Raw genomic sequence first — 13,942 nt, 5'->3', positions numbered from 1 at the left:
GCGGGGGGCCGGCTCACTATGCAGGTCAGGACTGTGATCCGGGTCACGCGGGCGGCGGCAGCGGCGTGGAGCAGGTCGAGGTCGCGACGTAGGCGAGGCCGTCGTAGTCCTCGGCGGGCACGACGGTGACCGGGGTGCGACGGTCGGTCCTGCGGGGCACCAGGGCGCCGATGGACCGTGCGGGAAGGCCCTCGGCGAGCCGTCGCCGTACGTCCGGGCCGGCCTCCGCCGCGGCCCGCAGGTCCACGAGGTGGTCGCCGGGGTGCGTGGCGGCGAGCAGCGCCTCGAGGGAGCCCGGTGACGGGGGGCCGATCCGGTGCGCGACGGGCGGCCGCGGACGGGCCGCGCCCCAGGGGCCGGGCCGGAGCCTGCGGGCCCGGAAACCGCCCTGGCCGAACAGCAGGGCGAGGGCGTAGTAGGCGTCCCCGTACCGGGCGTGGAGGTGCCGGCCCAGGGGTGCGGGGCCGCCGTCGTGGCGGGCTCTGGCGATGTGCGCGTTGTGGGCCCAGAGCACGACCCGGGCGGCCGGGTCGCGTAGGACGTCGTCGACGGCGTCGGCCATGTACCGGTCGCGGGCGGCGGCGACGGTGCGCTCCGGGTCCTGGTGGCGCCGGGGCCGGGTGACCAGGTCGGCGGCCCGGACGAGGATCCGTGCGTGCAGGAGCGGCACGGCGGCCCCGGGCGCGAGCCCCCGCACCAGCTCCACCAGCGCCTCGGCGTCGCGCATGAGGCGTTGCCGGGGGTCCGGCGCCGATCCGGGGGCGGCCGTGGCGAGCGTGCCGAGCGCCGAGCGCAGCCACGCGACCCGGTGCGGAGCGGTCCGCAGCAGGAAGGCTTCGAGCAGCCCCAGGGAGTCGCCGCACCGCTGCGGGTCGATGCCCACGAAGCGCACCCGGCCGTCCTCGGGCCGCGTCCCGTTGTGGGCGCGCAGCCACTCCAGGGTGGAGAGCACCTCGTGGGTGCGCCAGATCCAGAACCCCAGGCCGCCCAGCGCGGCCACGGGGTCGCCCACGCCCCGCCGCACGCAGGCGTCGACGGCGGGCCCGGCCGACGCGCTGGCCTCCATCGCCAGTACGGAGAAGCCGAGTTCGGTGACGAGGAACTCCAGCAGGCGGTGCTTGAGCCGGAAGAACTCGCCCGTGCCGTGCGTCGCCTCGCCCAGGCCCACGATCCGCACCCCGCGCAACGACCTTTCGAGCGGCCGAAGGTCGTCGAACGGAGCGCCGGCGTCGAGGCCGTTCAGCGGCAGGACGTCGCGGGCCCGCCACGCCGCGGGTTCCGGGCCCTCGGGCGGCGGTTGTCCCGGGGGCCGATGCGCCGGGGGCCGGTCGGACATCGTGTCAGACCGGCATCCCCTTGCGGGCGCGGCGTTCCAGCGTGCGCCGGCGGCGTTCGGCCGCGACGGCCCGGAGCCCTTCCTCCCGGCGCTTGTTGTACCCGGGGGGTTCCACCGTGAAGAGGCAGAGGCCGCACACGTAGCCGCCCTCCGGTCCCTCGATCACGGGTTCCAGGCAACGCTCACAGTCCATCGTGCAGTCGTACCGCATCGGGAGGGTCGCGGACCAGCGGTTCCGGCGGGATCGCGGAACGGGCGGGATCGCGGTGCGGGCGGGGTCGCGGCGCGGCGGACGAGCGTAGGGGTCAGAGCCTGACGCTGCGCCGGCTGACGGGGACGCCGTCCCCGTCGACCCAGCCGAGGACCAGCCGGCGGAACTCCGTGTGGCTGATCATGCGGGTGGTGGTGTCCGCGGAGCCGCACTGGGCGCCGATCTCCCGGCCCGGGCCGTCGTACGCGCCGTCGTCGGTGGCGAGGTAGAGGCAGCCCGGGTCGTCGACCTCCTTGGTGACGAGGGCGTCGACCTCCCAGCCGCGCCCGGCCCGGTGGACGGTGATCACGGCGTGGCCGACGCGCCCCGAGTCGTACACGGCGAGCCGTACGCTCCGCCCGCCGTCACGGTGCGGGGTCCAGCCGTCGGCGGCACGGACGGAGGGCGTCACGGCCAGCAGCAGCGCCGCGGACAGGACGGACACAGCGACAGGGCGCACACGCACGACGGCCTCCGGTTCGGACGCGACGGCCACCGCTCGGCGGCCGCCCCCATCCAAACCCCGGGACCCGGCCGGGGCCCCGGCGCGGCACGCCGGGCGGGCCCGCGATCACTCCGCTGGCCGCTCCCCCGCCGTACGCGCCATCAGCACGAGCGCGGCTGTCCCGGCGAGGGCGGCGGCCGTGCCCGCGGCCCGGAAGCCGCGCGAGGAGCGCCAGGACAGCACCGACCAGCGCGACTGGGCGGACAGCAGTGAGCCCAGGCTCAGCCACGAGCCGCCGGACAGCAGGGACAGGGCGGAACCGACCGACGCGGCGGACAGGGCGCTGCCGACCGAGCCGACGGACAGCACCGAGCCGACGGAGCCGATGGAGAGCACGGAGCCCACCGACCCGATGGAGAGGACCGAGTCCTGCGACCAGAGGGAGAGCGTCGAGCCCGCGCAGGAGGCCGACGGCGGCGTGGAGGAAGTCTTCATGGCCCCCATCCTGCCGAACCCACGGCCCGCGCACATCGCCTGAGGTGCCGTCAGGGACGTGATCACGCGTGAGCCGGGAGGTACCGGGAAGGCGCGCAGTGAAGGGCGGCGAGCACGCCGGGCGGACGGAGGCGGGTGGAGGCCAGGGGCGCCCCGCCCGCGCCGGAGGCCCCGTCGGGAACGTCAAGGCGGACATGGCGGAACTCAGGGAAAGGGCACACCGATGACGAGCGACAAGTCACCCACGACCGACGACCTGCGGGAGCGGGTCGAGGCGACGCGCGAGGAACTGGGCCGCACCGTCGCGGCGCTGACGGCGAAGACCGACGTCACGGGCCGCCTGGCGGAACGGGCGGGCCAGGCCGGCGCCAAGGCGCACGAGGCGGCCTCGCGGATAGGCGAGCTGGTCCGGGAGAAGACCCCGGGCCCGGCCCGGGACAAGGCCGTGAAGGCGGCCGGGCGGTTGCGGCTGCGGGCCGCGCGCACCGGGCGGCTCGCCCGCGCCAAGGCACCGGCCGTTCGGGCGCAGGCCAAGCAGGCCGGCCGGGCCGCCCGGGCACACCGCGGGCCGCTGCTGGGCGCCGGCGCGGCGATGGGGGTGCTGCTGCTGGTGCGCCGCGCCAGGAGGAGGCGCGGGTGAAGGCGTCCACAATCGTCTACAAGCCCGTGGGCATGACCCTGGGCGCGGTCTCCGGGCTGATCGCGGGCGCGCTGTTCAAGCGCGCGTGGAAGACCCTGGGCCACGAACAGGACGCCCCCGGCGCCACCGACGAGGACCGCTCCTGGGCGGAAGTGCTGACCGCGGCGGCGCTGCAGGGGGCGATCTTCGCCTTCGTCAAGGCGGCGGTCGACCGCGCGGGCGCGACCGCCACGAGGCGCCTCACCGGGGTCTGGCCCGGCTGAGGCGCCACCGGGGTTGACGCTCCTCCGCGCCCCGAGGCCGTCGCGGGCCGGGTCCCACGCGCGGATCGAACCCCGCACCGAGGCCGACGTCGTGGCCGGGACTCACGCTCTGGTCCGTTTCCGCAGCGCCGCCCACCGATCGTCCGCACCGCTCATCGGGCCGGAGGCCGGCAAACGCGGCCGGACCGCCGACGGAGCCGTTTGCGGGGGCGGATCGACGGCACCCGCGTCACGCGGTCGGAAGATGGCGGCCGGGCACCGGGACCCCCTCTCCTGCCGGTGCCCGGCCGCAGGCCTGTGCGGTGACGGCCCCGGTCGCGGAGCGTCCCGGCCGGATGCCCCGAAACGCGTGGGGGCGGGCCCTCCCCGGCGCACCGGGGGCCAACGTGCCCTCCAGCACTTATCATGCCGATGACACCCATTTGCCCGGAAATGTTCATGCGGGCCCCCGGGTGTCGTTCATGTCTTCCGATCACTCCACGCCGTGGTGGCGCACGCACCGGCGCGCAGCGAAAGTGCAGGAGGTACGGCATGTCGGACCGGTCTCCCGATCTGCGGGTGCACTCCGTTCCCGCGGGACCCGAACCCGCCGGGCGGCACGATTCCCCGCCGCGACTGACCGTCCTGCTCGGTCCCGGCGGCACCGCGCGCACCGAGGCCGTCGTGATCGGGGAGCTCGACGCCGGGACCGCGCCGGAGTTGCGCCGCGCCCTGTTCGCCGCCCTGGAGGCGGGGGACGGCCTCGACCTGGATCTGCGCGACGTCACCGGATGCGACGGCGCGGGGCTGAACGCCCTGCTGGAGCTGCGCAACCGCGCCCTGGCCGCGCACCGGACGCTGACGGTGACCGCCGCGAGCGACACCGTGCTGCGGCTGCTCGACCTCACCGGCAACCGCGGGGCGCTCACCCCGTCCCGCCCGTCGGCGCACCGGCTCGGCGCGGACGTCCGGCGCCTGTACACGGCGGTGTGCCTGGCCCTGCTGGACGCGGGCCTGCCGCTCGCCCGGCAGGACGGCGGCGAGGACCGTCCCGTGGTGGAGGCGGGTCCCCGTGGCGTGGTGGTGCGCTGGGACACCCTGCCCGGCACCGGCCCGGCGGCGTTCTGGCCGGCCGGGACGCCGGCCGGGACGCAACGCCGTCCCCTCCACCGGGCCGTGCTGGACGCGCTGGCCCTGGCCGGGTTCCGCACGGTCGAGGACAGCACGGCGACCCGCGAGATCATCGTCACCGCCCTGCCGGAGCGGACCCGCCGCTGATCGCGGGCCGTACCGCCGCTGCGTGCCCGGACGAAGTCGGGGTAGGCGGCAGCCAGGTACACGGCTTGATCCCGTGCCCCCGCCCCCACAGGAGGACGACGTGTTGCTGGCCCACCCCGCCGTGCTGAACGACCTGGTCGACCGTTACGAGACGCTGACGCTGCTCGACCCCGAGGACCCCGAGGTGCGGCGCCGGACGGCGGACGTCGCGTACACGCTCTGCGTGGCGACCGGCACGCGGGACGTCGACGCGGCACTGATCGCGGCCCGGCTGCGGCTGCCGGGGGCCCGTCCGCTGGACGACTCGGTGCTCGCCTGACGGCGCGTCCGCGACCCCTCGGCAGCCGGGAAGGAGAGCCCTTGCGCACGGTGGGTGTGGAGGAGGAGTTGCTGCTGCTGGACGCGGAGTCCGGCGAGCCGCGGGCGCTGTCGGCGGCGGTGCTGGCCTCGGCGCGCCGTGACCCCGCCGCGCCCGGCGAGGTGTTCGAGGAGGAACTGCAGCGCGAGCAACTGGAGTTCGCCACCCGGCCGCAGTCGCGGATGGAGGACCTTGCGGCCGAGGTCGTGCGGTGGCGCGCGGCGGCGGCCCGGCACGCGGAGCGGTCCGGTGCGGCGGTCGCGGCGCTGGCGACGTCCCCGCTGCCGGTGAGCCCGTCGCTGAGCACCGGGGAGCGGTACCGGTGGATGCGCGAGCGGTACGGGCTGACCGCCGAGGAGACGCTGACCTGCGGCTGCCACGTCCATGTGTCGGTGGAATCCGACGAGGAGGGCGTGGCGGTCCTGGACCGCGTCCGCGGCCTGCTGCCCGTGCTCCTGGCGCTCAGCGGCAACTCGCCGTTCTGGCAGGGCCGGGACAGCGGCTACGCGAGCTACCGCGGCCGGGTGTGGGGCAGGTGGCCGTCGGCCGGTCCGGTGGAGCCGTTCGGTTCCGCGGCCGGCTACCACGAGCAGGTGCGGGCCATGATCGCCACCGGGGCGCTCCGCGATCCGGGCATGGTGTACTTCGACGCCCGTCTCTCGCACACCTACCCCACCGTCGAGTTCCGGGTGGCGGACGTCTGCCTGGACGCGTCCTCCACGGCGCTGCTGGCGACGCTGGTACGGGCGCTGGTGGAGACCGCGGCCCGCGCCTGGCGGGCCGGCGAGCCGCCGTCGGGGCCGGGCGTGGCGCTGCTGCGGCTGGCGACCTGGCAGGCCGCCCGCGAGGGCCTGGGCGGCCGCCTGCTCCACCCGGTGACCTGGGAGCCGGCTCCGGCCGAGGCCGTCGTCCGCGCCCTGTTCGACCACGTACGCGACGCGCTGGAGGACAACGGCGACCTGGTCCCCGCGCAGGAAGCCCTCGCCGCGCTCCTCAAGACCGGCAACGGCGCGCACGTCCAGCGCGAGCTGCTCCGCCGCACCGGAAGCCTCCGCGAGGTCGCGGCGGCGTGCGTCCGCCGCACCCACGCCTGATCGCTGACGTCCCGTCACGGACCCTCCGTTCACCCGCCGTTCGGCCGCGCGCCGTACGACGGCCCGCGCGCGACCTCGTCAGGTTCCGGAGCGGCGGCTTACCATACGCATGCGTACGGAGCGGCACTTGGGGGAGGCGCGCTTGTTCGGCAGCATGCGTGGGGACGTGCCGGAGCTGCCGCGTGGTGTGCGGCTGTACCGGCTGGCACCGGACGGCTCCGTCGTCCTCGCCGATCGTGACGGCGCCCGGGAGTTACGGCCCGAGCGGGACCTCCTGCGGTTCATCGACGACGGCCAGTTCGCCCACTACCTCGTGGGGGACGCCGCCACGTCCCCCGAACGCCCCTCCAACGCCACCGTGAAGCTGGGTGTCGTCGGCCCGCGCAGCGCCTTCACCCCGCACGCGCACGGCGGTGAGCACTTCGTCCTGAGCCTCGGTCACGGGGCCTGCGGGCTCTACGACGCCGACCGCGGCCGGGTCACCGACGTCCCGCTCGTCCCGGGCGAGTTGATCCGGATCCCGGAGATGGTGCCGCACTCCTTCGCCAACCGGGGCACCGCCCCGCTGACCCTCCTCGCCGCCAACACCGGCTTCGGCATCGACCACGAGGACTACGCGATCACCGCCGCCGAGGCGGAGCGCAGGGCGGCCGGGGACCGGCGCGCCACCGCCCCGCCCGGCGGGCGCACGGACACCCTCGCCCGCACCGACTACCTCGCCCTCGCCGCCGCGTTGCGCGACGTCGAGCGGGTCCAGCGGGTGCGGGGGCCGGGCGTCACCGGCGTCCGGGAGCGACTGGCCGCCCGGCTGCGCCGGGTGGCGTGGGGACTGGAGGGCCGCCGGTGATCTGCCCGCACTGCGAGAGTTCGCTGCTGCGCAAGGAGCGGCCCCGCAACGTCTGCGGCAAGTGCGGACGTCGCTACGCCCTGGACCCCAAGACCAATCCGATGGGGCTGCACGACCTCCGGATCCGCCGGATCGTCCTGCGCCTGACCCAGGACGGACGACTCCCCTGCACGTCCGGGCAGTTGTGGTACGCGCTGTCACGGGCGTCGCTGCGCCGCACCCGGGTCGAGGTGGGCTGCGGCGTCGTCCTGGCCGTCGTGGGAGTCGTGGCCGGGCTCGTCGGGCTGAGCACGGGCTCCGTGGCCTCCGGTGCGGTCGGCGGGGTGGCGCTGCTCGCCGCGGGCGGCTTCGTGGCCGCGAGGGTGAAGGGCGTGGGCCGGGGCCGGCCGCGACTCGCCCGGGAGGTCTTCCGTACCGGTCCGCTGGAGGAGTGGAGGAAGGTGTACGGCTCGCTGCCGGCCGGAGTGGTCGACGACAGCCGCTACCCCCGGCCGCCCTACGCCGCCGGCGGCCCGGTGCTGGTCTGCCCCGACCGCTCCGTCGCCGTCTTCCTCGACGCCGCGGGGCTGGCCGCCCGGCACCGGCTGACCCTGGTCGTCGGACCGGGGGCGCTGCCCGCCCCCTCCGGACCGGGCCCCGTCCTGGTCCTCCACGACGCCGACGCCGACGGGCTGCTCCTCCCCCACCAGGTGCGCTCCGCGCTGCCCGGGCGCCGGGTCGTCGACATCGGCCTGCCGCTGGGCGCCGTCTACGGTCTCGACCGCGCGGTGCCGGTACGGGGTGACAATCCCGGCCCGGAGGTCATGCGGGCGCTGGAGGCCACCGGGGAGTACAGCGGTGAGCAACTGACCTGGCTGGGCCGGGGCTGGGGGTTCCCGTTGGTCGGGGTGGCCCCGGCGAGGCTCCTCGCCGCCGTTGCCCGGGCCGCGGAACGGGCGGCGGAACGGGCGGCCGAAGCGCAGGACGCACCGCGGGGCCGGCGGGCCGCCGACCTCGGCTTCATGACCTGGCCCGGGGAGGGACCGTGATCTGCCCTCACTGCCGGGCGTCGCTGCTGCGCAAGGAGCGTCCCAACCGCGTCTGCGGCAAGTGCGGCCGCCCGTACGCCCTCGACCCCAAGGTGCACGGCAGGGGCATGCACGACACGCGGATCCGCCGCGTCGTGGAGAAGGCCACCGACGGTGGCCGCCGCAACGTCACCGTCACCCAGCTCTGGTACCTGGCGAGGACCGGCAACCCCGTCCGGGAGGCGAGCCCGGACAACAGCATCGCCCCGTGGACCGCCCACTCCTTCGGAGCGGCGCTCCTCGGCGGGCTGGTGCTGCTCGGCTTCCTGGTGCACGGCCGGCCCTACACGGGGATCGTGCTGGTCCTGGCCGCGGCCGTCTCGATCTTCCTGTACGGGGCGGCCCTCGCCGCGCGGAACCTGCCGGGGACCCCTGCGCAGGCGTTCGTGCTGCCCAGCCATCGGAACTTCCGGTCCATGATCTGCGGGGACTGGGTGCAGGTGTACGGGCACCTGCCGCCCGGGATCGTCGACGACGGAGCGGGCCTCGCCGCACCCCCGCACACCGGGCAGCCACGGCCCGGAACCCTGGAGGTGCTCTGCCCTGACCCGGCCGTCCGCGTCTTCCTCGCCGCCAACGACTTCCCGGCACGGCTGGACCTGACCCTGGCCGCCGGGCTCGGGGAACTCTCCGGGACCGGCCCCGTGCTCGTGCTCCACGACGCGGGTCTGCGCGGTCTCCAGCTCGTCGCCGACGCCCGCGCGCAGGAGCCCCGGCGGGTGGTCGTGGACGCGGGTGTGCCGCTCCGCGTCGTCGTCGGCAACACCAAGGCCGTACGGCTCCACGAGGATCCGCCCGAGGACGTGCGGGAGGAACCCCCGCAGTGGCTGCGCGAGCTGGCGCCGGTCGCGCCCGACCACGCCGACTGGCTGATGGAGGGCTGGTTCAGCCCGCTCGCCGCCGTCCCTCCCGCCGCCCTGGAGTCCGCCCTCGTACGGGCCGTGCGGGAGGCCCGCGGCGCTGCCGGCCGGGAGCAGCGCGAGGCGGTGACCGCCGGGTTCCTGAGCTGGCCGCGGTCCCCGGAAGCAGCGACGGAGGACGGGAACTGACATGCCGGAACCCACACGTCCCGTCGGCCGGCTGCTGCTGGAGCGGGCGATCGGCGTCGCCGGACGGCGTGCCGCCTCGCCCGGGGGTCTGCGCTTCACCGAGCGGCAGCTGTACTACGAGACCTGCCGTGTGCTGCGCCCCCTGCCCGCGCCGCTGCGGCGCGTCGCGCGCACACCGGCCCCGCCGCTGCGGCTGTCCCGTTTCACGGAGGCGCTGCGCGGCAGGGAGCCCGCCGGGCTGCTGCCCGCCGAGCCGGCCGGCGGCGCCGGGATCGGCGGTCCCGGCCGGGAACCCGATCTCCACGCCTACGGGCTGCCCCGGCTGCTGGTGTGCCAGGACCGCTCCATCGCCCGGATGCTGCTGGCGAACCACGTGCACCTGGAGGCCGCCTGCCCCGTGCTGGACGCCGCGGACGGCCTGCCGCTCGACGCGCGGCTCGTGGACGCCCTGGAGTGCGCCGGGGACGCCACCGTGCACGTCCTGCACGACGCGAGCCCTTCCGGGATCGCCCTGCCCGGCCGGGTGCGCGAGGCGCTGGGCGCGGCGCCGGTGCGCGTCGTCCCGCTCGGGCTCGTCCCCCGGCACGCCGAGGCGATGCGCCTGGTGTCCGGGCGCGGGCCCCGTCCCGTACCCCCGCTCGGGCCGCTGCCGCCGGGCCTGCGGCCGCGGGAGGCCGAGTGGCTCGCGGCGGGCCGGTTCGCCGAGGTCGCCGCGGTGCCGCCGGCCCGGCTGCTGCGCGCGGTGCTGCGGCTCGCCCGCGGTCCGCGGCCGGCCCGTCACTCCGTCCGGGACGAGCTGCGCGGGCTGCGTGCCGCGGGGTTCATGACCTGGCCCGACGGGTGAACCGCAGCGGGACCCGCCCTCTCACCCGGGCCCGATCCGGCCCCCGGCCCAGCCTCCGATGCAGCTCCCGACCCGCCTCCCGATCCCGACGCGAGGACCTGATGCCCGGACAGCGCAGACCCAAGGACGGAAGATCATGATCCGCCCCCGCGAGATCGGCTACACCGACACCCTGCTCGCCGACCGCAGCGTCCACCGCACCTACGAGGACGGCCGGCAGGAGTGGCGCCGGCGCGGCCCGCACGGGGTGGTGCACTGGCACGACGGCCGGGGCGGCGCCGGGACCGACGAACTGCTGGGCCACCGGATCGTCAAGCGCGTGCTCGCCGACGGCACGGTGACCTACGGCCGCGACATCGGCTACGGCCGCACCCTCTGGGGACGCGGCGACACCCTGACGGTGAACCGGACGTCCTTCGGCGGCCGGATGGGAGCGGCCCTCGTCGGCCTCGGGGTGGCGGGACTGGCGATCAGTGCCGCGCAACTCCCGCCGCTCAGCCTCACGCCGGAGGAGGAAGAGGAGCTGCGCCGGCAGGCGCAGAGCTCGTCGTCCGGCGGAGGGGGCGACGGCGGCGACGGCGGCTGGGACGACGGGGACTGGGACGACGACGGCGGTGGCTGGAGCGACGACGACTTCGGCTGACCCGGCGGGCGGACCCGGACGACCGGCGGGCCCGACCCCGGCGACCGGCGGGCGGACCCGCCCGGCACGCGTACACGGCGACAGGAAAGGACTCTCGGATGGCGCGCTTCTGCGTCTGCCTCGCGCCGGGGACCGGGCCCGGCGGTGACCGGCCCGCGCCGGCCGACGCCCACCTCACGGCCATGGGCGCCCCGCCCGTCGCGCCGGGGCTGGCCCTCGTGCACGACGAACCCGGGCGCGCGCAGGGGCCGTTCGACGCCCACGGGATGCGGGCCGTCGGCGAGGTCACCCTGCACAACCGGGCCGAACTCCTCGACGCCCTCGCCGCCGGCGGCGCGCCCGCCCCGTCCGGCACGAGCGACGGCGAACTGCTGCTGCGCTGCTGGGCCCGGCTCGGCGAACGGGGTGTGACGCTGGCCGAGGGCATGTTCGTGCTCGCGGTCCTCGACGGCGACGACCTCGTGCTGATCCGCGACCACATCGGCGCGCGCACCGTGTTCTACGCCCGCGCCGCCGGGGTCTGGGCGGCCTCCACCTCCCTGCGGGCCCTGCGCCGCTGGCCGGCGCTGGGCACCCGAATGAACCTGTCCGCCGTCCGTTCGTTCCTCACCTTCGCCTATCTGCCGGGTGACGAGACCCTGCTGGAGGGTGTGCGCGAGGTGCTCCCCGGCCGGGTGCTGCGGCTGGCGGCCGACGGGACCGTGACCGAGACCGTGCACTGGGAGCCCCGGGAGACGCCCGGCGGATCCGGCGACCCCGTCCTCACGCTGCGCGCCCTCCTCGAGGACGCCACCGCGCGGCGGCTGCCCGAGGCGGGGGCCGTCGGCGTCCTGCTCTCCGGCGGGATCGACAGCTCGCTCGTCACCGCGCTCGCCGCGAAGCTGCACGGGCAGCCGGTCCACACCTACTCCATCAGTTTCGGCGACGAACTCCCCAACGAGCTGGGCTACTCGGGACTCGTGGCCGCCCACTGCCAGACCCGCCACCGGGTGCTGACGGTCTCCGGCGAGGCGGTCGCCGCCCGTCTCGCCGGCACCGCGGCCCTGCTCGACAGCCCGGTCGGGGACCCGCTGACGGTGCCGAACCTGCTGCTGGCCGAGGCCGTCGCCGGGGACGGGCTGGAGGTCGTCCTGAACGGCGAGGGCGGCGACCCGGTGTTCGGCGGGCCGAAGAACCTCCCGATGCTGGTGCAGGAGATGCACGCCTGCGCCCCGGGAGCCCGCGACGAGCCCTGGTGGGAGGACCGGGCCACCGCCTACCTGCGGTCCTACCGCAAGTGCTGGACCGACCTCCCGGAGCTGCTGACCCCCGACGCGCTGTCCGCGCTGGAGTCCGCGCCGGCCCCGCAGCGCTTCGTCGAGCCCTACCTGACGGGGCCCGGCCGGATGACGCACCTGCTCAACCAGTTGCTCCACTGCAACCTGCGGACCAAGGGCGCGCACCACATCCTCACCAAGGTCGAGCGGCTCACCGCCGCGCAGGGGATCGAGGGCCGTGCGCCGCTCTTCGACCGGCGCGTGGTGGACCACGCCTTCGCCACCCCTCCCGGGCTCAAGCTGCGGGGCACGGCGGAGAAGTGGGTGCTCAAGGAGGCCGTACGGGACCTGCTGCCCGCCACCGTCGTGGACCGGCCCAAGAGCGGCATGCGGGTCCCGGTGCAGCAGTGGCTGGGCGGCCCGCTGCGCGAGCTGGGCGGTGACCTGCTGCTGGGCCGGGCCGCCCGTCAGCGCGGGTTGTTCCGCCCCGGCACCGTCCGGACCTGGCTGCGCGGGGAGGGCACACTGCTCCCCCGGCAGGGCGGCAAGTTGTGGCTGGTGCTCACGCTGGAGCTGTGGCTCCGGGCGTACGACCTGTGAACGGATCCCCGATGGAGGCGACCACCCGGTGAACACCACCCTCATCGACCCCCGCACCGGCCGTGTCCGGGGCAGCTCACCCGTGGCACGCGAGGGCGAGGTGCGGTCCGCGGTCGCGGCGGCCCGCGCGGCCCTGCCGGGCTGGCGCGGGCTCACCCCCAGGGAGCGGTCCCGGCGGCTGGAGCGGCTGGCGGCACTGGTGGAGGAGCACGCGGACTCCTACGTCGCCCGGGAGGCCGCGGGGACGGGGAAACCTCACTCCGAGACGGCGGGAGAGGTGGAGCAGGTCGCCGACCTCTTCCGCTTCTTCGCCTCCGCCGTCCGCACCCAGTCGGCACCGGCCGCCGGACGGCTGGTCGCGGGGCACGAGAGCTGGGTGCGCCGGGAGCCGGTCGGCGTCGTCGCTGTCGTCGTGCCCTGGAACTACCCGCTGATGATGGCCGCCTGGCGCTGCGCGCCCGCCCTCGCCGCCGGCAACACCGTGGTGGCCAAGCCCGCGGAGACCACCCCCGACACCCTGGAGTTCCTGGCGGAGCACGCCGCCGAGGCGCTCGGCCCCGCCGTCCTCACGGCCGTCCCGGGCGACCGGCGGACCGGCCGGCTGCTGGTCGAGGCCGACGTCGACATGGTCGCGTTCACCGGCAGCGCCGCCGCCGGCGCCGACGTGGCGGCACGCGCCGCGGGACGCCGCGTGAGTCTCGAACTCGGCGGGAACGCCCCGGTCCTGGTCCTCCCCGACGCGCCCGAGGACACCTGGACGGAGCTGGCCCGGGCCTGCACCTACAACGCCGGGCAGAGCTGCGCGGCGCCGGCCCGGGTCATCACGCTGCGGGAGAACCACGAGGAGGCGGTGGAACGCCTGGCCGCCGCGATGGGGGAACGTCTGGCGGGCAGGGACTTCGGCCCGCTCAACAACCCCGACCAGACGGCCCGTTACGACGGCCTGGTCAAGGCCTCCGCCGCCGGGCGGAACGTCGCGGCGGGCCTCGCCCCGGGGCCGGGCGAGGAGAACGGCTTCTGGCGTCCCGCCCGGGTCCTCGCCGACCTCCCCGACGACGACCCGGCGGTGGTGGAGGAGGTCTTCGGCCCGCTGCTCACCGTGCAGCGGGCGGCGGACGTGGACGCGGCCCTGGCGCTGGCCGGCGGTGTCCCGCAGGCCCTGGCGGCGTCCGTGTGGACCCGGGACCTGGTCACGGGCCTCGACCTCGCCGGGCGCCTGGACGCGGGCGAGGTCTGGCTCAACTGCCACCTCGTGCAGACCGCCGAACTCCCGCACGGCGGCCGTGGCGCCTCCGGCCACGGCACGGACCTGAGCACCCTGGCCCTGCACGAGTACCAGCGTCCCAAGACCGTGACCGCCCGGCTGACGGGCGGGAGCTGACGGTGGCACAAGCCGTCCGCCCGACGTACACCGCGACCCGGCGCATCACCGGGACCGTCGTACCGACCCGTGCTCGGCATGCCCCATGGGGACAAACCGTTCAACCTTGATCACAAA

16 protein-coding genes are annotated in these 13,942 nt (G+C 76.2%); 12 read left to right on the top strand and 4 right to left on the bottom strand.

Features of this window, described 5'->3' with window-relative positions; genetic code table 11:
• Positions 1–43 precede the first annotated feature (43 nt).
• The 4 genes from ABZ479_RS18235 to ABZ479_RS18220 form a co-directional block, all read right to left on the bottom strand.
• A complete protein-coding gene (locus ABZ479_RS18235) occupies positions 44–1,336 on the bottom strand; it encodes an erythromycin esterase family protein (protein ID WP_500462512.1) in 1,293 nt (430 codons plus the stop codon).
• Positions 1,337–1,340: 4 nt separating this feature from the next.
• On the bottom strand, positions 1,341–1,529 hold the full coding sequence (locus tag ABZ479_RS18230; protein WP_361014498.1) for a hypothetical protein: 189 nt from the start codon (positions 1,527–1,529) through the stop codon (positions 1,341–1,343).
• A 112-nt stretch (positions 1,530–1,641) separates the two neighbouring features.
• Positions 1,642–2,031 (bottom strand): hypothetical protein, encoded by a 390-nt coding sequence (locus ABZ479_RS18225; protein ID WP_500462511.1) that lies wholly within the window; start codon positions 2,029–2,031, stop codon positions 1,642–1,644.
• Positions 2,032–2,157: 126 nt separating this feature from the next.
• Positions 2,158–2,526 carry a hypothetical protein gene (locus ABZ479_RS18220; protein WP_500462510.1) on the bottom strand — a complete coding sequence of 123 codons (369 nt, stop codon included), beginning with the start codon at positions 2,524–2,526 and terminating at the stop codon, positions 2,158–2,160.
• A 223-nt stretch (positions 2,527–2,749) separates the two neighbouring features.
• On the opposite strand from ABZ479_RS18220, the gene ABZ479_RS18215 reads away from it, so the two are divergent.
• From ABZ479_RS18215 to ABZ479_RS18160, 12 genes are all read left to right on the top strand, one after another.
• Positions 2,750–3,166, top strand: a complete 417-nt coding sequence (locus ABZ479_RS18215; RefSeq protein ID WP_500462509.1) for a DUF3618 domain-containing protein — start codon at positions 2,750–2,752, stop codon at positions 3,164–3,166.
• Entirely contained in the window at positions 3,163–3,429 is a 267-nt protein-coding gene (locus tag ABZ479_RS18210; protein WP_500462508.1) for a DUF4235 domain-containing protein, read from the top strand. Before ABZ479_RS18215 ends, ABZ479_RS18210 begins: the two co-directional genes overlap by 4 nt.
• 531 nt (positions 3,430–3,960) lie before the next feature.
• Positions 3,961–4,686 carry an STAS domain-containing protein gene (locus ABZ479_RS18205; RefSeq protein WP_500462507.1) on the top strand — a complete coding sequence of 242 codons (726 nt, stop codon included), beginning with the start codon at positions 3,961–3,963 and terminating at the stop codon, positions 4,684–4,686.
• Positions 4,687–4,786: 100 nt separating this feature from the next.
• Positions 4,787–5,005 (top strand): DUF5133 domain-containing protein, encoded by a 219-nt coding sequence (locus ABZ479_RS18200; protein ID WP_499610089.1) that lies wholly within the window; start codon positions 4,787–4,789, stop codon positions 5,003–5,005.
• A 41-nt stretch (positions 5,006–5,046) separates the two neighbouring features.
• The gene (locus ABZ479_RS18195) at positions 5,047–6,138 is read left to right on the top strand and encodes a glutamate--cysteine ligase (RefSeq protein ID WP_500462506.1); all 1,092 of its coding nucleotides are present in this window, start codon (positions 5,047–5,049) and stop codon (positions 6,136–6,138) included.
• A gap of 109 nt (positions 6,139–6,247) precedes the next feature.
• A complete protein-coding gene (locus ABZ479_RS18190; protein ID WP_500462505.1) occupies positions 6,248–6,985 on the top strand; it encodes a cupin domain-containing protein in 738 nt (245 codons plus the stop codon).
• Positions 6,982–8,013, top strand: a complete 1,032-nt coding sequence (locus ABZ479_RS18185) for a hypothetical protein (RefSeq protein WP_500462504.1) — start codon at positions 6,982–6,984, stop codon at positions 8,011–8,013. Before ABZ479_RS18190 ends, ABZ479_RS18185 begins: the two co-directional genes overlap by 4 nt.
• On the top strand, positions 8,010–9,101 hold the full coding sequence (locus tag ABZ479_RS18180) for a hypothetical protein (protein WP_500462503.1): 1,092 nt from the start codon (positions 8,010–8,012) through the stop codon (positions 9,099–9,101). The genes ABZ479_RS18185 and ABZ479_RS18180 overlap by 4 nt, the downstream gene beginning before the upstream one ends.
• Position 9,102: 1 nt before the next feature.
• Positions 9,103–9,945, top strand: coding sequence for a hypothetical protein (locus ABZ479_RS18175; protein WP_500462502.1), 843 nt, complete (start codon positions 9,103–9,105; stop codon positions 9,943–9,945).
• Between the two features lie 136 nt (positions 9,946–10,081).
• The gene (locus tag ABZ479_RS18170) at positions 10,082–10,588 is read left to right on the top strand and encodes a hypothetical protein (RefSeq protein WP_500462501.1); all 507 of its coding nucleotides are present in this window, start codon (positions 10,082–10,084) and stop codon (positions 10,586–10,588) included.
• A gap of 98 nt (positions 10,589–10,686) precedes the next feature.
• Positions 10,687–12,444: an asparagine synthetase B family protein gene (locus ABZ479_RS18165; RefSeq protein WP_500462500.1), complete on the top strand. Its 1,758-nt coding sequence runs from the start codon at positions 10,687–10,689 to the stop codon at positions 12,442–12,444.
• A 28-nt stretch (positions 12,445–12,472) separates the two neighbouring features.
• Entirely contained in the window at positions 12,473–13,825 is a 1,353-nt protein-coding gene (locus ABZ479_RS18160; protein WP_500462499.1) for an aldehyde dehydrogenase family protein, read from the top strand.
• The last annotated feature ends 117 nt before the right edge of the window (positions 13,826–13,942 follow it).

The sequence above is a fragment of the Streptomyces sp. NPDC005722 genome, from assembly GCF_040630935.1.
Taxonomy (GTDB): domain Bacteria; phylum Actinomycetota; class Actinomycetes; order Streptomycetales; family Streptomycetaceae; genus Actinacidiphila.
Note: the sequence above shows the minus strand (reverse complement) of the source record. Positions and strands in the feature narration are given on the sequence as shown.

Excerpts from the sequence above, each read along its gene's own strand:
- ABZ479_RS18175 (WP_500462502.1), top strand. The coding sequence starts at position 9,103 with ATGCCGGAACCCACACGTCCCGTCGGCCGGCTGCTGCTGGAGCGGGCG.
- ABZ479_RS18230 (WP_361014498.1), bottom strand. The coding sequence starts at position 1,529 with ATGGACTGTGAGCGTTGCCTGGAACCCGTGATCGAGGGACCGGAGGGC.
- ABZ479_RS18165 (WP_500462500.1), top strand. The coding sequence starts at position 10,687 with ATGGCGCGCTTCTGCGTCTGCCTCGCGCCGGGGACCGGGCCCGGCGGT.
- ABZ479_RS18190 (WP_500462505.1), top strand. The coding sequence starts at position 6,248 with ATGCGTACGGAGCGGCACTTGGGGGAGGCGCGCTTGTTCGGCAGCATG.
- ABZ479_RS18215 (WP_500462509.1), top strand. The coding sequence starts at position 2,750 with ATGACGAGCGACAAGTCACCCACGACCGACGACCTGCGGGAGCGGGTC.
- ABZ479_RS18235 (WP_500462512.1), bottom strand. The coding sequence starts at position 1,336 with ATGTCCGACCGGCCCCCGGCGCATCGGCCCCCGGGACAACCGCCGCCC.
- ABZ479_RS18170 (WP_500462501.1), top strand. The coding sequence starts at position 10,082 with ATGATCCGCCCCCGCGAGATCGGCTACACCGACACCCTGCTCGCCGAC.
- ABZ479_RS18205 (WP_500462507.1), top strand. The coding sequence starts at position 3,961 with ATGTCGGACCGGTCTCCCGATCTGCGGGTGCACTCCGTTCCCGCGGGA.
- ABZ479_RS18220 (WP_500462510.1), bottom strand. The coding sequence starts at position 2,526 with ATGAAGACTTCCTCCACGCCGCCGTCGGCCTCCTGCGCGGGCTCGACG.